The 20886-nt window shown below is 41.6% G+C and carries 15 protein-coding genes; 3 read left to right on the top strand and 12 right to left on the bottom strand.

Annotation, left to right across the window (positions count from 1 at the left end):
• Positions 1–48 precede the first annotated feature (48 nt).
• The 7 genes from H540_RS0105830 to H540_RS0105800 form a co-directional block, all read right to left on the bottom strand.
• Complete coding sequence (locus H540_RS0105830) at positions 49–1272, bottom strand: MFS transporter (RefSeq protein ID WP_028399836.1); 1224 nt, start codon at positions 1270–1272, stop codon at positions 49–51.
• Positions 1269–3248, bottom strand: coding sequence for an IucA/IucC family protein (locus H540_RS0105825; protein WP_028399835.1), 1980 nt, complete (start codon positions 3246–3248; stop codon positions 1269–1271). The genes H540_RS0105830 and H540_RS0105825 overlap by 4 nt, the downstream gene beginning before the upstream one ends.
• Positions 3245–5176, bottom strand: a complete 1932-nt coding sequence (locus tag H540_RS0105820) for an IucA/IucC family protein (RefSeq protein ID WP_028399834.1) — start codon at positions 5174–5176, stop codon at positions 3245–3247. Before H540_RS0105820 ends, H540_RS0105825 begins: the two co-directional genes overlap by 4 nt.
• Positions 5177–5460: 284 nt before the next feature.
• Positions 5461–5619, bottom strand: a complete 159-nt coding sequence (locus H540_RS33995) for a hypothetical protein (protein ID WP_169729569.1) — start codon at positions 5617–5619, stop codon at positions 5461–5463.
• A gap of 175 nt (positions 5620–5794) precedes the next feature.
• Complete coding sequence (locus H540_RS0105810) at positions 5795–6862, bottom strand: Ger(x)C family spore germination protein (RefSeq protein ID WP_028399833.1); 1068 nt, start codon at positions 6860–6862, stop codon at positions 5795–5797.
• Positions 6859–7947, bottom strand: coding sequence for a GerAB/ArcD/ProY family transporter (locus H540_RS0105805; protein ID WP_028399832.1), 1089 nt, complete (start codon positions 7945–7947; stop codon positions 6859–6861). Before H540_RS0105805 ends, H540_RS0105810 begins: the two co-directional genes overlap by 4 nt.
• 16 nt (positions 7948–7963) lie before the next feature.
• Entirely contained in the window at positions 7964–9421 is a 1458-nt protein-coding gene (locus tag H540_RS0105800) for a spore germination protein (protein WP_051317006.1), read from the bottom strand.
• 236 nt (positions 9422–9657) lie between these two features.
• Here H540_RS0105800 and H540_RS0105795 point away from each other — a divergent pair, with 236 nt between their 5' ends.
• Positions 9658–10272, top strand: a complete 615-nt coding sequence (locus H540_RS0105795; protein WP_028399830.1) for a PH domain-containing protein — start codon at positions 9658–9660, stop codon at positions 10270–10272.
• A 38-nt stretch (positions 10273–10310) separates the two neighbouring features.
• Here H540_RS0105795 and H540_RS0105790 read toward each other — a convergent pair whose 3' ends face one another.
• The 3 genes from H540_RS0105790 to alaP form a co-directional block, all read right to left on the bottom strand.
• On the bottom strand, positions 10311–10571 hold the full coding sequence (locus H540_RS0105790; protein WP_028399829.1) for a hypothetical protein: 261 nt from the start codon (positions 10569–10571) through the stop codon (positions 10311–10313).
• Positions 10571–13192: a YhgE/Pip domain-containing protein gene (locus H540_RS0105785; protein ID WP_028399828.1), complete on the bottom strand. Its 2622-nt coding sequence runs from the start codon at positions 13190–13192 to the stop codon at positions 10571–10573. The genes H540_RS0105790 and H540_RS0105785 overlap by 1 nt, the downstream gene beginning before the upstream one ends.
• A 113-nt stretch (positions 13193–13305) precedes the next feature.
• The gene (alaP, locus tag H540_RS0105780) at positions 13306–14706 is read right to left on the bottom strand and encodes an alanine permease AlaP (protein WP_028399827.1); all 1401 of its coding nucleotides are present in this window, start codon (positions 14704–14706) and stop codon (positions 13306–13308) included.
• 347 nt (positions 14707–15053) lie between these two features.
• Here alaP and H540_RS0105775 point away from each other — a divergent pair, with 347 nt between their 5' ends.
• Together H540_RS0105775 and ald are read left to right on the top strand one after the other, a co-directional pair.
• Complete coding sequence (locus H540_RS0105775; protein ID WP_028399826.1) at positions 15054–16277, top strand: PucR family transcriptional regulator; 1224 nt, start codon at positions 15054–15056, stop codon at positions 16275–16277.
• Between the two features lie 134 nt (positions 16278–16411).
• Positions 16412–17545, top strand: coding sequence for an alanine dehydrogenase (gene ald / locus H540_RS0105770; RefSeq protein ID WP_028399825.1), 1134 nt, complete (start codon positions 16412–16414; stop codon positions 17543–17545).
• Between the two features lie 64 nt (positions 17546–17609).
• Here ald and H540_RS0105765 read toward each other — a convergent pair whose 3' ends face one another.
• The gene (locus H540_RS0105765; protein ID WP_028399824.1) at positions 17610–18896 is read right to left on the bottom strand and encodes an acetylornithine deacetylase; all 1287 of its coding nucleotides are present in this window, start codon (positions 18894–18896) and stop codon (positions 17610–17612) included.
• Between the two features lie 1016 nt (positions 18897–19912).
• Positions 19913–20677 (bottom strand): GNAT family N-acetyltransferase, encoded by a 765-nt coding sequence (locus H540_RS0105755; protein WP_028399823.1) that lies wholly within the window; start codon positions 20675–20677, stop codon positions 19913–19915.
• Between the last annotated feature and the right edge of the window lie 209 nt (positions 20678–20886).

Below are 20886 nucleotides of genomic sequence, written 5' to 3'. Positions count from 1 at the left end.
TCAGCTTGCCCTTTTCCATAAAAGTATACAACTAATCTATTTGCTTTATTAGAGATGCCATATTTGGCGGTACTTTACACCGACAAGCAGCGTAAAAACAATACAGCTTATCCCCATGAAAATTCCCGCCCAAAAAGAGCTTGTCCAATCAGCAAGCATCCCAATGAGAAGAGCACCAAGCGGAATGAATCCTCTGTCCATAAGTGCAATGCTCAGCACTCTTCCCCTCAACCGGTCAGGAACGTACAATTGAATGGTAAGCCTGCTTAATGTTCGATACAACTGGCTTGCAAAACCGACAAAAAACATAATAATACTTGCTGCGATTACATGGTTTGAAAACATAAAAAGCAACAGGAAGCTTCCAAATGCCATAATAGAAATCATGAGCCATCTTCCAGGTTTTCTGATTTCCTTGCCTGTTGACAGAAAGCCCGATCCAAGTACAGCTCCGACTGCCGATACGGAAAGCAACAACCCGAATCCTTCTGCTCCTAAACGCAAAATATCCTTCCCGAACAAAGGGAGCAGTGCTGTATACGGAAATCCAAACAGCATGGGCACTACGGCAAGAAGCAACAGGGAAGAAACAAGAGAGTTTTCGCGGACATACACGATTGCTTCTCGGATTGTGACTTTCCCGCAGCTTCTTTCCCTTTTTGCATAATCATCATGAGAATGAACAAGAAAAAAGGACATAAGAGCTGCCGCCGTGCTGCATCCGTTCAGCCAAAATAATTGAGATACCTCCATTTTCATGAGCAACAAGCCTGCCGCAGCCGGTCCAATGATGCGAGAAAGGTTCATACTTGTCGTGTTTAACGCTACAGCACTTTTCATCTTATGCCCTGATACAAGATTTGTCACAAAAGCATTGCGAACAGGCGGGTCCATTGCCGCCAAAACGGAGCGCAATACTACAATGGCAATAAATGCGTAAAGGCTCCATTTATTCTCCACTGCATAAGCCAGGCAGAAGGTCAACAGCATCATTCCGAATTGAATCCAAATGAGAAGCTTGCGCCGATCATAACGATCTGCCATTACACCGGCGGGAACGCTGAATAAGAACGCTGGAAGAAGACGGCATGCATTTATGATGCCTAAGGCAATTGGAGAGTCCGTAATGGTAAGCACTGCCCAATTAAGCGCCACTAAATCCATCCAATCTCCTATACGAGCTACCAGACTACCATACAAAAAAATGCGAAAAGAACGCGATTGCAAAGCAAATCGATTTGAAAAAGAGGGAGAGAGATTTGCTTGTGTCACAAAAGACTCTCCGCGTTCGCCAACGGATTATCCACTTTCGCATAGCTGTAACCTTTCTCTCCCTCGTTCAAGCGCATGGTCAACAATGCCTTATAATCCGTTTGTTCAGTGTAAAAAGCCTGCCGATCAAGTACGACAGCTTCTTTATACTCTTGTTCCCACTTCTGAAAGATTGTATCGCATATATTCTTTACGTTTTTCCAAAGATCTGCTTCCACTACTTCAGTATGACGGCACAGCAAATAAATAATTTCTCCTAAGTGATTTTGCACAGCTGTGTAAAACACTTTATTATGCATCTCTTTCACAGAATCAGTGATGATAAGCGAATTTGGATAGAAATCCGGCATGAAACTATGTGAATCCAAACGCGGCGCATAAATTCTCGCTCCTCCCCAATCTCGAAACAGCATACGAACGGGACGGCCGTTTCGAAATACGGAAACGATATTTTGCAAATGTGCTTCTAACCCTATTCCATATTTAACCATGAGGGTTAAACACCCCTCCAATAAAATCGAAGCATACTCTGAGAAGAAAACTGATGCGGCTTCTGAAAGTGAAGATACGTTTATTGCTCTCGCATACTCTTTGATAATATCCAATAACACAGGTTTCCCTGTTACAAGCGAATCGCTGTAAAGAGCAGCACCAACCACTGCTACTTCATTTTCTCCCACATACTTGGAAATAGATTCACGCACCACGAAAGACAAGTTTCGTTTCTTATCTTCCTGTTCTGAACGGAGGCTTCCTCCTCCCAGCTCATAGACAGGTACAAAAATACGATTGAGCGCTGGCTCTCTCTTCATAATTTTTTTGATTACATCTGTAACTAATGCAGCGTTATTGGCTGTCTGCGGAGAAATAGAGCGGACAGTCGATGTCATTTGGCTACGAATCGCACCTTTGATTCCTAGTTCACCCGTCAAAAGTGTTCTGAATGAAGCTGTCGCATAGGATTGCTCACAAAAATCGGTAATAGGAACAACGATTCGCTCCTGAAGCTCACATTCATATATAACAGGAAGGATATGTTCCATTTGCCATGGATGAACCGGTACGGGAATATAGTCTTCCGAATTTAAATCTTGTTCTTGCAGCTCTCTATCCATGCACTTTCGCAAATTAGGGAAAGCCTGAAATAAGATTTCTTCCTTGCCTTCACTGTAGTTCCATTCTGCACTTTTTTTGTGCAGCGCTATGAATCGCAAAGGAACGGGATGCTCGAACTCTGGAGAATAAGCGAATACATCATGAGCTTTCATATCCATTTTCGTTTTTGCACAAGGATGCAGGTTATGTCCTTGCGTGCACAACTGCTCAAAAAATAAATCAGAACGAAATGCCGCGTTTCTCTTCTGTTCTGCTAAAACATATTGAATCGTATTTTCCTCCTGTATCGTAGCGCGGTTCTTTCTTTCCTTCTCATAAGCGTATGATAGCGCCAAGTTGGCGCTGCTATTTTCCAGCTCCTGCATCAGTTTAGAAGAGGAGGCATTCTCGGAAAACAGAAAACGCAAATCAGAGATGGATGTAATCTCTTTTATCGAAGCTTTTTGTATATAAAAAGCCTTTTCTCCCGTCTCTATCCGGCGAAAAGCATATGCATGGCGAATGGGTATAAGAAGCAGCTCTTTCTCTTGTAGAATAACGGCTTTGTACCAGCCGTCTTCAATCAAGCTATTTCCTGTGATCATTTGCTCCGCAAACTCCAAAGAATCAGGAAGATCGGTAATCACAATGGACGCCGCTATCTGTAAATCGTATGCCCGCGAAAAAATTCCCCACGCATCCTCTCTCAACAAACACATCAAAACCCTTTGAAGACTGGCAGATCTAGCTTTCGCAAGGCTATCTGCATACGAAGAAAGCAAGTGCGGCGCTTGATCTTCTAACATACGCAACACATGCAACTCTTCTTTATTTAACTGATCAACGGCAAACGATATGGGAAATTCAGAAACCGGCTTCATGCTTTCTCCTCCTTCACCACCGCTGCAAGCGGATTCGAAACTTTGGCGAATGTATAATCAGTCACATCTCCGCGCAGGCGCATCTTAACCATCGCTTTTAAATCCATAAAAGGAGCAAACAATGCCTTTTCATCTGCAGCAGCCTGCTGTTGGACCACTTGCTCTTTCTTTAACTCCCGATAGGTATGTAAGCATACTTGAGCAACAGGCTTCCACATCTCTTCTTCTGATATGTTGAAATGCCTTACAAAAGAAGCAATCAATTCACCAAAATGGTTTTGGAGAACAGGATAAAACATCTTATTGCGAGTATCCTCCACATCATCAGCAATAGTGGCTGATCCCGGATAAAATGCCGCCTTCAGCCCTTGTTTCTCCAGCCGTTCCTGCAAAATGCGGACTCCGCCAAAATCACGCATCAGAAGCCGCATCGGTTCTCCCTTTCGAAATACCATCACACTATTTTGCAAGTGCCCTTCCATGCTTACGCCGTATTTACTCATAAGCGTCAAAAGCGGCGGCAGACACACTTCTGCATACTGCTTTAAAAATGATAAAACAGCTTGTTCAGCAGAAGCAATTTTCTTATGCTCTGCATACTTCTCTACTAATTCCTCACCAATAGTTTTACCGCTGAATGGGGAACGCGCAAGCAAAGCGGAGCCTGGCATAGCAATTTCACCTTCCATTGTGTAGCTTTCAGGATTTTCTCTAAGCAAAGAGCCTGTATTTTTTCGCAACAGCAGCTTTTTCTCTTCATCAATATTCGCATCAGGCTCAAAGTGCGCTCCTGCTTTTTCTTCCAAGATTCGAAAACGCTGCTGAAATCCTTGTTCTTTTTCTTGGATTTCGCGAAAAACGGTTGAAAGCATCGGACCGTTCTGTACAGAATGAGGCGAAACAGTCCGAACAGCACCAGTAGTTTGCACATTTACAGCTGTTTTAATATGATGTTTCTTCTCTCCTCGATCCTGTCGGGGAGACAAAGAACGAAACGACATAAGCGCAGCTGTTGGAATTTGAATCCCTTCAATCCAGACCATTCGTTTCTCTGCAATATCTTTCTCACAAAGAGAGGAAATCGTATTTTCAGCTTGCCAAGGGTGAAGGAGGATAAGCTCATAATCTGCTTCATGCAATCCGTGTTGCTCCAACTCTTTTTTTACAACCTCTTGTAGCTCTGGATACTCCTCGTACAAAATCTCAGTAAATTTTCTATCCATACAGAAGGTTCGATAAGAATCCCTATGAACAGCGGCAATTCTGACTTCTGGGTTACCGCTCCATTCCGGTGAATAGCGGATAACATCCGCCACATCCATTCCCATTTTAATTTTTGCTCCCGGATGCAGCGGATGACCATCCACCACCCATTGCTCGTAAAAGGATAAAGGACTGAATGAAACTGACTGCATTTGCTTTTCCACCCACTCAATAGATGACTTTGCAAGTAAAGGCAAAGCACCTCTGCGCAACTCTGCACCTGCAAGGGCCAAAGCGTAGTTGGCAACACTGTTCTGTAATTCTTGATGAAAACGTTCATACTGCAGGCCTTCTTCTATCCATCCTTCTTTCTCCAAGATCTCCAGCAACTCAGCGGGATGCTGAAGAATTTGGATGTGCCCATCCGCATACAGCTTTATAACCTTGTCTGTATCAAATCTTCCAAACGAAAAAGCTTGCCGTGTCAGCACTTGTAATTTATTTTCTTCTGCGAGCTCAACGACAATGCGAGGACCTTCCTGACTTATATACTTGCCGGCAATTACGTTCTCCCTTATAACTGCTTGAACGAGCTTATGTAAAATTCCTTTTCTTGCCTGCGGCAGAAAACGTAAGAACAGCTCTGTTATATCTGGCCGATATATATCTAAATACTCCAATATCTTCTGCTCCTCTGAATCAAGTAAAAGTGTAGCATTTTCCATTTTTGACTCTCCCCTTTTTCCAAAATTTACTTACATAAGCTATATTATTGATAATGATTATCATTGTCAATAATATTTAGAAATAAAATCTTTATAAATCATATGCTTGATTATCAAAGAACTTCTTGCGTGAAAACTCGAAAAGCTCTTTTAGCGGTTCTCCCACTGTAGTTCATTCTCCCCTTCCTTAAACATCTTGCTTTACTAGCATATGGGATGTTGTGCTCTATCCATTTTGTTGCTTTTCAAAACAAAAAATAGCCGCCTTTGTCAGGCAGCCATGTTCATCCTTTTCTCAAGCTGTTTTTATAAGTCTCCAGCGTCACAAGCTCCGGAAGCTCTTCCAAATCGTTTTCAGGCGCTATCTTATTCGTCATTGCATGTTTCGGAGGCTGCGGTTCATGACCTTTTTTCTTGTGGTGAAATGCTTTTCCTCTTCCCATTCTTTTCACTCCTTTATTGGAAAATCAAGCAGTTTTAGTATGGGATAATGAGTGAAAAAGTATAGCTGCATGTTTTTGGGAAACGCTGACAAAAGACACGGAAATTTGTTGTATTTCCGTGGAAATATGCAAATTATGAAAAGACAGAGGTATAAGGTGTCGATTTCTATCATCTTTATTCCATTACACCAGATTGTACAATATTGGTTTCTGCATTGACTCGAACTTTTAAACTTGGATACATATCTCTCCATTTTTCTTCATTCCATCCCCTCGTTTGGGCCCGGTATACCTTTCCAATTCCTAGCGGATCTACACCTTTTTTTTGGAATTTGTGGATCATTTCCTCTGCTTCCTTTTGAATGGCCTGCTCCATCGCTTTCTCGACTTGTTTTACCATTTTGGGATTATCAAGATTTTTGTCTTGTGTGAGCTCTTGCATTTTTCCCTTTACCTTGACTTTCACATTCAATACAGGCTGTGTATCTTTAGTCAACGAATAATGTGTCTGTGCTTTAATATTTTCTATAGCCGCATACTGATCTCGCAAATAAAACCCGTATACCCCGTTACTGAAGCCTTCTACAAGCACTTTAAATATGAACATGCTTTTTGCCGGAAGAATATATTGCAATTTGTCCTCTCGAAATAAAGCAAGACCGGAAACCTTGAGATTATCTTTTTCCTTTGAAATATAGGGAAGATAGGCATCTCGCGCATTGTCATACAGGCTGTTGGAGAACAAATATAAATTAGATTTAGGAAGCTTATTCATTTTTATTTCTTGTTCAATAAGAGAAGATAAATATCCTACTACTCCCTCTTCCTCTAGGTACTGTGTTTTTAAAACATTCTCCAAATCCCCGTCAGCAACAGCTGGAAACGCCAAATTCCCTACTCTCGGTATCCGGTCCAATGTATTTATAATCTCTTTGACTCCATGCTGCGCAAATTTTTTGCTGAACATAATCACACGCACTTGCCCTATCTCTAAAGGCAGAGCGGATTTCAAATCAGCCTGTGCTTTAATTTCTTTTCCAGTCTTCCCAATCGAAGAAAACATTCTTGTCTGCATCTTCTTTTCTCCTCTGTACAGCGCAACGACAAACATTCCTTTCATTTTCCTGCCTTCCGCCAAATCGAATCCCAGAACCTGCACCAAATTCAAATCATCAAGTATCTTTGTCTGGTTGCAAGCCGTTAATAATACTAAAGCAGCATAGAGCGATAACCATTTCTTCATGCTTTTTTCCTCATCTTCCGTTTGATCGTCTGAACAAGCAGCAATACAGGGAGGTATATATATACAAGATACAGCCCCGCTTTTCCGACAAAAGCGTTCATCATATTAATCTTTTCGCGATCATCCATGATGATGTTGCAAACGAGCGCAATGAATAAAAGGGCCAATAGTCCGTACTTTTGCTTAATCTGAAAAAGCTCCTTCAATCCTCGGTTCGCTGCCCATAAAGTCAAAACGATGTTAGGTATAATAACAAAAGCCCAGAAGGAAATGAGAATATATTCAAACCGCTCTATAAACGGAAATTCAATGATTTTAATCATGCTTAAATAGGCCCATATGCTGCGCGACAGTTGATTTTCACTGAAAAACGCAAAAGTAAGAACCGTTAAATATGTGTAGATGACCGTTGTTACTACAGCACCAAAATGTGCGTATTTTTGCGATTTTTGACCATCTTTAATAAAAGGATAATACATGAGGAGCAATTCAAATCCCATGATGCTGAAGAGACATCCCTGCATCCCCATCATAATTTCTTGAGGAGAATGATTGAAAATCGGCAGAAGATTACGGAAATCCGCATATTTTAAAGGATAAAAAAATGTAAACACGAGAAAGGCCGGCACCACTACTCCGAAAAAGCACATTCCCGTCACAACCCGGAATCCGCCGGAGATAATATAATAGGTTAAAGACAGCAGTATAATGGCAAATACCCACGTTTGGACATTAGAAAACATCCAAACCTGAAGAACTTCTATATATGAACGCAAAATAGTCGTGCCGGAAATAAACAAGTAGACAAGAAACAGCAAGCTGAATCCTCCTCCCGCCCATTTCCCCCACACTTGCTTATGAACAGCAATAATGTCATCGTCAGACCGGCTCAATATTTTATAAATAATCCATATAACACCGTTTACAGTCAATCCGGCCAAAAGCATACTGATCCATCCGTCATTTCCGACAAACTTAGCTACAATCCTCTCAAATCCGAGTATCCCAACCCCTACCTGCAGCGAATGAACAAGAAAAAAGACAAGATAGGGCGACACTTGATATTGTACAGGAACAGACTTCATGCTACATCCCTACCTTCTATTCGTCAAAATCACTTTTTGTCTTCTCTTTCTGCCGCTTTACTTTCTCTTTGTCAAAACGATTCCGATAGCGAGCGCGTGCGGTGATAGGGCGCTCAGAAAATGTTGAGAGCGGCAGACGAATGATACTATCTTTCCAATCCGCCAATCGGGTCGGATAAAAAGGCGCCAAATACGGGCGTCCCAAAGATTTCGCTCGTACTAAATGCGTCAGCAAAAATAAACTAAATGAAATGATTCCGAACATTCCCAAAAACTGCGCTGAAAGAATAAACGGGAAGCGAGTCAAGCGAAGCGCATTGCCGATTTTGTAGATAGGCGTCGTAAAAGAAGCCAATGCCGATAACGCAACGATAATAATCAAAATATTGCTGGTCAGACTTGCTGCTACCGCTGCCTGTCCAATTACGATACCGCCTACGATACCTACCGTAAGTGCCACTTTGGAAGGCAAACGCGCACCGGCCTCACGGAGCAATTCGATGACGACTTCCAAAAACAGCGCTTCAATCACAGGCGGAAAGGGAATTTTGCTTCTGGATACAATGAGAGTTTTCAAGAGCTCCTTTGGAATCAACTCATAATGATACGTTAAAACAGCGACATATAAAGGTGTTGCCAGCATGGAGAACAACACGGCAAATCCTCTTAGCAGCCGGAATGTGGTTGCCATCAGCCATGGAAGATTATAGTCATCTACAGCAGCAAAAAACTCCACAAACGTTGTCGGCAGCGTAATGGCAAAAGGAGAACCATTCACAAAAATCGCAATTTTCCCTTCGGCCAATACACCCGCCACCCGGTCAGGACGTTCTGTATTGATGGACTGAGGAAACAAGGAATTTGGATTATCCTCGATCGCTCGGATCAGATAAGAGCTATCTTGTATATGATCAATTTCGATATTCCGCAGCTTGTCCAGTACATGCTGTATGTTTTCTTCATTGGCGATTCCATCGATAAAGGTAACCGCCACCCGTGTATGGGACAAGCTTCCTATCTCCAGTTCTTCAACCTGTAAATACGGGGTCGGAAGCCTGCGGCGCAGCAGGTTTAAATTGATGTCGAGCAGCTCTACGAATGCCTCCTGCGGCCCCACAACATTATATTCAATTTCAGGAACCGAAATTTGTCTTCCTTCCTTATTGCACAAGCTTACCAATAAACAGAAGGCATGATCCCCATCTATTTCAATCATGGCGTAACCGTTTAGCACTTTACTGGAAATTTGTTCAACGTTATCTGTAATCTCCATCGCTTCTATCGGCAACACAGCCTTCAAATCATGGAATGACAGAATTTCGCTTGTTGGCATATACGGTAAAACATCTCTATGCAGCGTTTCTTCATTGATTAGAGTGCGAAAAAAAGAAATGATAATTTGAGGATTTATGTCCTTAGGGCGAAACCGGATAAAGTCCTTGGATTTTTGAAACATTTGCACTAAAGCAGACATGGATTCAATAGGAGCGCCAAACGTTTGTTGTTCTTGCACATGATGTCCTCCCTTCTCCTCAATATACCGTATTCTTATAATTGGCAATATCTTCTTTCTCTATGATAAAAAAGCTCTTACTTTTCTAGCGTTCATATGTACAATAAGAAAATTGAAAATTTTAACAAAAACAATACCCTGCCCATGTTATAATAAAGACTGATAAACCCGAAACAAACGAAGAAAGGGCTGATAATATGTTTGGAAAAATAGCAGCTGACGTTCTTGGATTAAGTGATGTGGGATCTGTAATCCAGCCGAAGGATTACGATAAAGTAGATGCAGACGATTATATCATGCACGAAGATGATGAGAAAATTTTCTTCCTAATCAAATCAAAATCAGATGAATATTGCTTTACAAATAAAGCACTGGTGCACCTCGACGGTACAAGCGCAACAAGCAAAAAGCGCAAGCTTCGTCGCCTAAGCTACAGCACGCACAAAATCTCCGGTGTTATGCTTGAAACCGCGGGTACAGTAGATTTGGACGTTGAATTGAAATTTAATATGGGTGCTGAATACTATTCCATTGATGTACATAAAAAGCATTTGGAAGAGCTGAAGGATTTATATAAGGCCCTAATTAAAATCGAGGAACTTTCCCATGAAAATGAAATATCTTTAAATTATGCCCAGCAAAGCTTGCAATTGGCTTCCGCCACACTAAGCCGCGTTTCCAGTCCGGAAAACAGCGTAGTGGACCAATTCAAGGAATTGAACGGCGCTGCTTTCTCTTGGCTAATGGATGCGAGAAAGCAATATAATGTGAAGGATTTTGGATTTGTATTTGAGCGTTATATCAATAATTAATCAGAAAAAGCAGATGGCTTAGGCCATCTGCTTTTCCTTTAGCTTTCCTTCCTCATATAAGGAATCAGTATACGCAAAATTTCCGCTTTATCTTCTTTTAACTCTGCTGACGTCAGCATATCCATGCTGCGCGGGCGAAGTAAATTCACTTTCACCTCACCGATAATAGTCGATGGCTGCTGTGACATGATAAAGATTCGGTTGGACAGTAAAATTGCTTCATCTAAATCATGGGTTACCATAACGATTGTTTGCTTTTCTTGCTGCCATGAATGTAAAAGCCAGCGATGCATTTCCATTAATGAATCAGCTTGCTTCCCTTTGCGTTTTCCATAAACTTTTCACTCGATTTATTGATAGGCTTTTTGAGCACCAAGGCCATTACAAACATGATGATGATATACATACTTAGAATGAAGAGATCCTTCCAAACGATATCCCACAGTATGCCGCCAACCGTCTCACGTATGATGCTAATTGCATAGGTGAACGGTAAAAACGGGTAAATGACCTGGAAAAACTTAGGCGTCATTTGAATTGGGAACGTTCCGCCCGAGCCGGCAACCTGAAGCACGAGCAAAATAATCGCCATGGATTTCCCCACATTGCCAAAGACCGATACGAGCGAGTATACAATGAGCACGAAGACTGTGCTGATCAGCAAACCGAACAGCACAAACCAGAATTTATCGGCGACATATGTGCCGAGTATGAACATATCGCCCATTGTCACAATAAATGATTGTACGAGCGCGATTGTCAGAAACGTTAAGAAGCGCCCAAAGTAAACGTGATGGCTTTTATAAGCCGCTCCGTCATGAACGTCTACAGTCAGCAAAGAAACAAGCAGCAATGCCCCTACCCATAACGATAACACTGTATAAAACGGAGACATCGCCGAGCCGTAGTTCGATACAGGGAACAGTCTATTCTCCTTCAGCTTCACTGGATTCGCAAAGAAATCCTTTTCTTTTTCCACGTCATTTTTTAACAGTTTAATTACATCGCGAATATTCTCTTTTGACTCGAAATCACGTATTTTAGCAGCAAGGTCTTTGATTTTAGCCTCGACACCCGGAAGATCCGCTTTTACTTTTTTGACCTCTCCTATCCCTAATACAAGACCTTTTGCAGCATCATCGAGCAGTTTTTTTATAGTTGGCAGACTTTCATTTGCGCTGCTTAAAATTCTGAATACATCTTTTGACATTTGTTTTGTACGAGCAATTGCATTATTGAAACGCGGGACGATTTCAGAATCATATCTCGCTAAAATATCACCTAACGCTTTTGAAGCCTCCTTGGATATCGCATTCATGCCATCAATGATATCTTTAGCCGGTTTTTTCCCTTTATTAATGGCATCTAAAGCTGCATAAGCCAAATCGTTTGCTTTTTGAAAATCTCCTCTCGCTTGAAGAAGCTGACGAACCGCAGGATCAGCCTCATTTCCGCCTGTAAGCTGATTTATGTCATTCAATACCGGTATCATGCTGTCAATTAACTGAATCGCGGCATTAGAGCGATCGATAATTGTATGTAATTGCCCTTTTTCCTGGTCTAAGTTGATTCCGCTTTGTTTGAATTGCTCCAATTTTGCAAGATTCCCCTCGTAGCTCGACAATACTTGGTTCAAAGCGACTGCAGCTTCCTTAGAAGACTGATTAATCGCATCCAGCTGCTCTTTTGGTACTTTCCCGCCTTTATCGATTACGGCGAGAGCCTCATCGATTTTGCTGTCCAAAGCCGTGAAATTTTTTTGAGCAGTTTGCAGTCTCTCAATAGAGCTATCGAAAATGTGCGTCTGATATCGATCATTCAGCTGGCTTGAAAATCGGAGCAAGGAATCTGCAGCTTCCCTGCTAAGATCCGCGAATTTCTTTTTCTCTTGGAGCACTTCTTTCAGCTGCGCTGCAGCCAGATCTCCGTTAACCGGAGCGCCTACTCCGCTAGCGATGAAACGCACTGTTTCCAGCTTATGCTTCAAAACATCCGCTATATTCCGAAAATCCTCTTCACTCAGCTTATTCAAATCAATATTGTCTGCCGGATTTTGAAGAAAATCCGTAATCTGGACTACCCCATTTGCAGCTTCCTGCAGCTTCATCAAGTCGCTCTTCACTACCGCTGGCGCTTTTTCCAACACATCTTGATTCCTTGCGAAAAATGCATCTAAATCCTTTGTCATCTGCTGGCCGCCCGAAATCAGATCTTCAACGGCCGGCAAACTGTCCTGCGCTGTTTTCACAAGTCCCTGCGCCTTCCCTGCATCGTCTAATGCAGTATCAATCACTCGATGAATTTCAGGAAACTGTCCTTCTAATCTGAAGATAAGCTCTTTCACCTTCTCAATGGTGGGTAGGTTGGCTTCAAGATCGATGCCGAGCTTATTGAAAAGCTTAAACATCTCTCCGTTTGCCGTTTTCACGAAGTTTTTGCTTACTTCCTCCGTAACGCCTGCTGCGCCCTTTGCTGTGATCTTCGGTGCGATCGCATTAATTTTCTCATTCACATAATAGTCAAGCTCCGGTTTTGTCGGATTGTCGCTTAAAACCGTTGTGATTTTCTCAGAGAAATCTTTTGGTATCGTAATGCTTGCATAGTACTTTCCGTGTTTTACCCCTTCTATCGCTTGCTGTTCATCAACAAATTTCCATCCGAGATTTTTATTCTTTTTTAAAGACTTCACGATTTCTTTCCCGATATCAATATCTTTTCCGCGCAAATTCGCACCTGCATCTTGGTTTGCCACTGCAATCGGGACATCTTTCGTATTTGCATACGGATTCCACGAAGCACCTATATTAAACCACGCATAAAGCGATGGTAAAATCATGAGACCGAGTACAATGATAATAGCGGCCCAATGCTTTGCTATGTTGCGAATATCATTCGTGTAAATATACCATATTTGCTTCATATCACAAGTCACCTGGTCATTTATTTTTTCATTTATATATGTATTATGCCACTATACCATTCATTTATTGGGTAACTAAAAAAGCGAGGCTCATTAATGAGCCCCGCTTCTTTTCAGCCAATTTGCTTTTCCTGTGAATACTCCTTCTGATTTCTTTTGTGAAGTCCTTTACCGTAGTAAAAGGCCACCAAGATGCCGAACCAAGCCGGTCCGACAGCAAGCGCAATTCTTGTGTCAGGATTATAAGCCATAAGGCCGATGACCGCTGCTAAAAATGCTAGTGAAACGTAAGAAGCATATGGGAAAAAAGGCATTTTATACTTTAGTTGTTTTTGCATCTCTGGCTGCAAGCTCTTGCGGTAACGGATTTGAGATAACAAAATAACAGCCCACGTCCAGATCGCTCCGAATGTGGCGATGCTCGTTACCCATGTAAATACTTTTGCCGGCACCATATAGTTCAGCACGACACCTATTAATAAAGCGGCTGCAGAAGCTAAAACAGCCTTGCCCGGAACGCCGCCTTTTGTAAGAGCGCTGTATTGCTTCGGTGCTTCACCGTGCTCCGCTAAGTTGAACAGCATACGTCCCGTACTGAAGATACCGCTGTTGCAGGAAGAAAGAGCCGCTGTCAGCACGACAAAGTTGATAATACCTGCTGCCGACTTAATTCCAAATTTCTCAAATGTCAAAACGAACGGGCTCCCTTGTGTGCCAATTTCATTCCAAGGATAAATGGCCATAATAACGAAAAGTGCCCCTACATAAAAGATTAAAATACGCCAGAATACAGAATCGATTGCTTTCGCTAGCGTTTTCTCCGGATTTTTAACTTCTCCGGCTGTAACACCGATCATTTCAATGCCCAGATAAGCGAACATAACCATCTGCAACGACATGAGAACGCCGCTGATTCCGTTCGGTAAAAAGCCGCCATGCTCCCATAAATTATGAATGCCTGTAGCGATGCCGCCGTTTCCGATACCAAAAACAATCATTCCCGCACTAATCGCAATCATAGCGATAATCGTCACAATCTTAATAAGCGCGAACCAAAACTCCAACTCCCCGTATGCCTTTACAGCCAAGAAATTGACTGTTGTCATAATAACAAGCGCAGCCAATGCCCAAATCCAAGTCGGAACATCCGGGAACCAGTATTTCATATAAATACCAACCGCTGTAATTTCCGCCATACAAGTAACAACCCATAAAAACCAATAATTCCATCCTGTCAAATAACCGGCAAGAGGGCCTAAATAGTCACGCGCATACTTGCTGAACGAACCTGCCACAGGCTTTTGAATCGCCATCTCTCCAAGAGCCCTCATAATGAAAAACATGATAATGCCGCTGAAGCCGTATGCCAGCAAAATCCCGGGACCCGCCAGCTTAATAGCAGATGCGGAACCGAGGAACAGTCCGACCCCGATAGCCGCCCCTAACGACATAAGAGTGATATGCCTTTCTTCCAATCCGCGATGAAGTTCTTTTTCATTACCTTTTCCCTGCATCATTCTCTCACCCCTATAATGTTTTACTGCAAAACGTGTGATGTTTACTTCCATATTAATTGGTACAAAAAATAACAGGCTAACTACTAAGGCCGGGTTGGCTCTTTCCTTTACACGAAAGAAAAGTGTATCGCCGCTACAACTAATCTCTAATGCTTCATATATAAGCTCACGATTAGAAGATTTCAAGAGTCATATTACAACATTTTTAAGCTTTTGTGAATTTTTTATTGTGAAAAAATCTAAAAAATATGTTATCATTTTGTTGATTTACACAAACGGAACTATTGTAAGGTTTCCTAACAAGTAAAATATACTTATACGAGGGTGAATGAATCTTGAAATATATGAATAACAATCCGTTTAAAACTGCTTTCGATAGCTTAGAAGAATTTGCTGATGTAATTAGTGAAATTCTACAATGTTCTATTACAATTGAGGATGCAAATCACCGTCTCCTTGCGTACAGCACACATGATGAGCGAACAGACCCCGCAAGAATCGCAACAATTATCGGACGCCGCGTACCTGAAAAAGTAATTACTAGTTTATGGAAAGAAGGGATTATCCCCGCACTTTTAAAAAATAATGAGCCCATTCGTGTGAAGAGTATAGACGATGTTGGGCTTGGTGACCGAGTAGCTGTTTCTATCTGGAATAAAGACGATGTTCTAGGCTTTATTTGGGCTCTCGAGATTGATAAAGCTTTGACAGAGCAAGATTGCACTTTGCTAAAAGCAGCGGCAGAATCTGTAAAAAGCAAGCTATTGCAACTGCAAACACGTAAAAATAAAAAGGAAGAGCGCTCACAAGAGTTTTTCTGGAAACTATTAACGGGGCATATGAAAGTAAATGAGGAAATTATTGAAAACCTTCATGCATTTCATATTACTCCTGCCTCTTCTTTTACTATCTCTGCGTTTCAATTTCAGGATGACATTACAACTGAGGAAGAAAAACAAATTTCATATCTCTTGCAAACAAGCCAACATTTAAAGGTAATGCTTTACACCATCGACTGCAATCAGCTTATTCTGCTTACCTCATTAGATCATATTGAACAGCCGTTTCATGAAATTAATCGCTTTGTTGAGGCATTTGTACACAATATGGAAAAGCGGTTCGGCATCGCAGCAATCAGGCCAGCATTCAGCAGCATCTATAAAGACTACCAAAAAATTGCGAAAGCATATAAAGAAACATTGAGAGTCTTGTCCATTAAAGAAAAGTTCCCTTCTGAAACTGCAAACATTCATAGCTATCAAAACATGGGAATTTATCAACTCATTGACATTCTGCTAGAACAAAGAAAACATGAGGAATACGAAAATCAGGCATTGAAAAAGCTGCATGAATATGATAAAAAGCATAACAGTAATCTTGTGGAAACACTGGAAGTATTTCTAAATAAAGACAACAATGTGAATGATGCCGCTAAAGCATTGAACATTCATACAAATACACTGAGCTACAGATTAAAACGTATATGTGAAATCAGCGAAATAAACTTAAAAGACCCGAATCAAAAAATGATTCTGTACTTGGATATAAAGCTCCAGAAATTCATGTAGCAGTGTCCTTTTGTGGAATTCCACAAAAGGACGCCGCATTTTTCTCCTTTCTCAACGATGAAAAAGCATTTTGAACGCTCTATACTTGGATTACAGCAAGATAGCTCAAAAGTTACTAAGGGGGAGAAATTCTAATGATTATCGGGGTACCAAAGGAAATTAAAAATAACGAAAATCGTGTTGCGCTTACTCCAGCAGGGGTCATTTCATTCGTAAAGGCCGGTCATAAAGTATTGGTGGAAAAAAGCGCCGGAATTGGAAGCGGTTTCAGGGATGAAGATTATGCGAATGCAGGTGCCGAAATGACAGAAAGCGCTGCTGATGTATGGGCGCAATCAGAAATGATCATGAAGGTGAAAGAGCCCCTCTCCAGCGAATATGATTACTTCCGTCCGGGCTTAATCCTATTTACTTATTTACATTTGGCTGCTGAGCCTTCCTTGGCTCAAGCTCTTAAAGATAAAGGCGTTACTGCTATCGCCTATGAAACTGTAGAAGTAAACCGTACGCTTCCTCTTCTTACGCCGATGAGCGAAGTTGCAGGACGCATGGCGGTACAAATTGGCGCGCAATTCCTGCAAAAACCGAACGGCGGTCAGGGTATTCTTCTTGCAGGCGTTCCTGGCGTAAGCCGCGGTAAAGTAACCATCATCGGCGGCGGCATCGTAGGAACAAACGCTGCAAAAATGGCGATCGGCATCGGCGCTGACGTAACAATCATCGACTTGAGTGCAGACCGTCTGCGTCAATTGGACGATATTTTCGGCACTCAAATCAAAACATTGATGTCCAACCCGTTCAACATCGCAGAAGCTGTGAAAGAAGCAGATCTTTTGATCAGTGCTGTATTAATTCCTGGCGCAAAAGCTCCTAAGCTTGTTACAGAAGAAATGGTAAAATCCATGAAGCCGGGTTCTGTTATCGTGGACGTAGCGATCGACCAAGGCGGTGTTGTGGAAACTTGCGATCATGTAACGACACATGACAACCCGACATTCGAAAAACACGGCGTTCTTCACTACTCCGTTGCAAACATGCCAGGCGCGGTTCCAAGAACATCCACAATCGCTTTAACAAACGTAACAGTTCCATACGCATTGCAAATCGCCAACAAAGGCGTATACAAAGCAATCTCTGAAAACGGAGCACTGAAGCTTGGCGTAAACACGGCGAACGGCGAAATCACATACGAAGCAGTCGCAAAAGACCTTGACTACACTTATGTATCCGTCGAGGACGCTCTCGCGAAAGAAATTGCCGCTATTTAAATAGAATTTTATTTCTATACATTCATTACACCCAGATACAACAGGAACTCTACTGAGAAAAATTTCAGTAGAGTTCCTGTTTCTCCGTATGACACCACTCATAGATAAAGGAAAGAAGAACCTGCGTGAATTGAACAAGCTGCTCTACATCTACTTTCTCATTAATGGAATGTGCCTCTTCTAACGTGCCCGGTCCGTATATGACGGCAGGAATTTGAAATTCACTAAACCAGCCTCCATCGGTCACAGTTGGCGACATATCAATGATTGTCTCACGTTGCAGCACCGTTTCATGGATAGAAGCCAACCTGCGTACAGCCGGATGATCCGTATCTATCTCCAAAGACGGAAAGATTTCACCGCGGTCTACAATCATCGATTCCCCGCCCCATTGAAATTGTGGAGGATGTTCACGTAACCATGGATCCGATTCAGCAATTCGCATAATGAAACTCTCTATCTCTTGTGCGACCTGCTGATGCGTTTCATTCGGATAAAAATGCACAGTAATCCAAAGACGGCATTCATCTGCTATAAAGGCTGCATGACGCCCTCCTTCAATGACAGCGGGATTAATGGTCGTCATCCCCGGCGGATAGCCTTCATATGTTTTCATAACAGCCCAATGTCTTTCCAGCTCCTGCAGCCCTTGAATAATTTTCATCATCTTTTCGATTGCGTTTGCTCCGAACAACCGGCCGCCCGCATGAATCATTTGACGTCTTGTCGCATCATGAAACGTTTGTGGACTCTTCACCGTAATCCAGCCTGTAATCACTCCGCCCTGCCCTTGAATATGTAAATTACTCGTATCGACGACGACTGCAAAATCAGCATGATAGCCGCGCTTACAGCATTGCAACGTTCCTGCCTCGCCTACTTCCTCGCCAATTACAGATTGAAAAATCAGGTCACCAGGCAAACGGATTCCTGCCTCTTGCAATAATTGAATCGCAAACAATGCGCCAGCGATACCGCCTTTCATGTCTGCAGCACCTCGTCCTATTAAGAATCCATCCTCTACCACTGGTTCGAACGGACCTGTTTGCCACTGCTCATCCTCGGCTATCGCTGCCACATCCACATGACCATTCACAATTAAGCTTTTGTATTCTTCTGATTCCGTTCCTTTTCGTATTCCCACAACGTTTGGATCTCCAGGATACACATCCCATTGGTCAATTGTAAATTCATGCTTCTGCAGAAAATCTGCTATGAACGCCTGAATGTCACTTGTATTTCGAGCCGGCGGAGCAGGTGTTTCAAATCGGATTAACGTTTTTGCTAGTTCTATTAACTCTTCTTTTCGTTCATCTACTTGTTTTAAAAGCATTGCAATCTGCTCGTTCATTTCTATCTCCCCTTTGCATCATAGTGAATACTCTTCATTTTCACATATGAAAAAGAAATAAACATCATTTTTGGTAATTTTATAATAACTTAATATAAAATAGATGAGCAATCTACGAAAAGGAGGGATATTCTATGGGATCTTGTATAGCTGTGTGGGAGAATATGGAGAACTATGGTTGTGAATTTTTGCAAGTTACTCATAAAGAAGATCAAATTGCAATGGACTAGTAATCGAATACCCTAAACTATTTACACGGCGATATTAATCAAATAAGAGTATTCTTAATTGGAATTGCAACGAACTTCCCGTATAGACACCAATATATCCAGATCAAAACCACAATTATATTAAGTATGATAGTGATCCCTATCATTGGCTTTGCATGCTCAATGGCATCTTTATATTTTTTATATTTTCTAAAAATTTATAATTTTTAGTATTTACAACGGGTAACTTTTCTAGTATGATAATCCTACTAAATTAAAAAGAAGGTGTTACCGATGAAATAGTGAAAGGCGAAGGCGTGTTATACATACGCTGGGTATTAATAATATCATATATTTTCTAAGGAAGTTCTCTTGGCTTTTATTTTTTAAAGCAAGACGTCCTTAATTAGGGAGGGAGATAATTAAACTAATAATATTATATCAAAATAAAAATATAGTGAAAGGATTAAAGTACGAAATAGTGATAAATCAAGAAGAAGAAATAGTGTAAGCGACCTTGTGTATCCTAATATGGAAATTACAAGGTCGCTTATTGATGTTATACCCTCTTTTTTGAAGTAAGACGTTTTCAATTCACATAATTTGCATTATCGGTAGTTCAACTATATATGAGTGAATTATAAATTCGACATTTCCATGTGCTATGTGCAAACAAAAGGGAGTATTGCATGCTTCTTCTCTCCGGTTTACCCTTGCATGAACCAAAGGTTTGACCGCTTCTGCACGTCGCCGGATGCTCTCTCCTCACTATAAAAAGACGGTTTTTTTATTCACTTGTATATAAAATTAGAATGTTTGCAGCGTCCGATAATGGTGCCGGGATATGGGAACAAAACCAAGTTTATTATATAATGTTACAGCTGGAATGTTGTTCTTAATAACCTGTAGATACATACCATTTGCACCCTTCTTTTGAGCCCACTCAGTGAGATGCCGGATAAGCTGAGCTGCCACACCCTTTCGTTGATGAGCAGGATGAACTACGATATTGCTGATACACGCCCACCCGTTCTCTACTACTACTGTACCAAGTCCAATTGTTTCTCCATTTTCATATATACGTGCAAAAGCCTTTGGGAATGGAATAGCTGAAAAAATACAAGAATATGCGTGATGTCGTTCTAAAGTAAAACCTCCCAAAAGAATAAACTCATGAATCCAAGCGTCATCCGCTTCTAAAATAAATTTAGTTGTGAATCGGTTGTTTCGTTCTACACGATCCATAATTTCAGCACATTCCGCAGTCATCATAAAGCATTCATCTAATTTCTTGTACCCTTTTCCTTCTAATATACCGTCTAAATCTGAGGGGGATGCATCGCTGACGTAGAAGCAAGGATGAATAGAGCGACTTTGATAAAACTCTTCCACGATTTGTAACCAGTTATCGTTATTAGGAATATTACCCACTGTATACACACTGTTTGCTCTTTCTGTTATTCCAAAGGTCGCTCGTAGTCTCCACTGTCCAAGTGTTTGCTGGATGTAAGCAGGCCAAGCGTTTGCTGCTAGTTCTTCAATTAAATAAATAAGCTGTAAATCGGCTTTCATAAGGATCTCCTACTACTCTAGATATTCTAAGTAAAATATATATAAGTCCACTTTGTTATTCCGACATATCTATCGTTTGCCACGTAGAACGAAAGGGAAACTGTGCTCGCTCCCTCTCTCCCTGCATGGGTCACGAAAAGGGTTTGACCGCCTCTACGCTTAGTCGGATGATCTCTCCCCCCTAAAAGCAAAGTTTTTATATCGTTTTT

The organism is Ectobacillus panaciterrae DSM 19096 (genome assembly GCF_000430785.1).
Classification (GTDB): domain Bacteria; phylum Bacillota; class Bacilli; order Bacillales; family Bacillaceae_G; genus Ectobacillus; species Ectobacillus panaciterrae.
The sequence above is the reverse complement of the archived record's forward strand: the minus strand, read 5'-3'. Positions and strand labels throughout refer to the sequence as shown.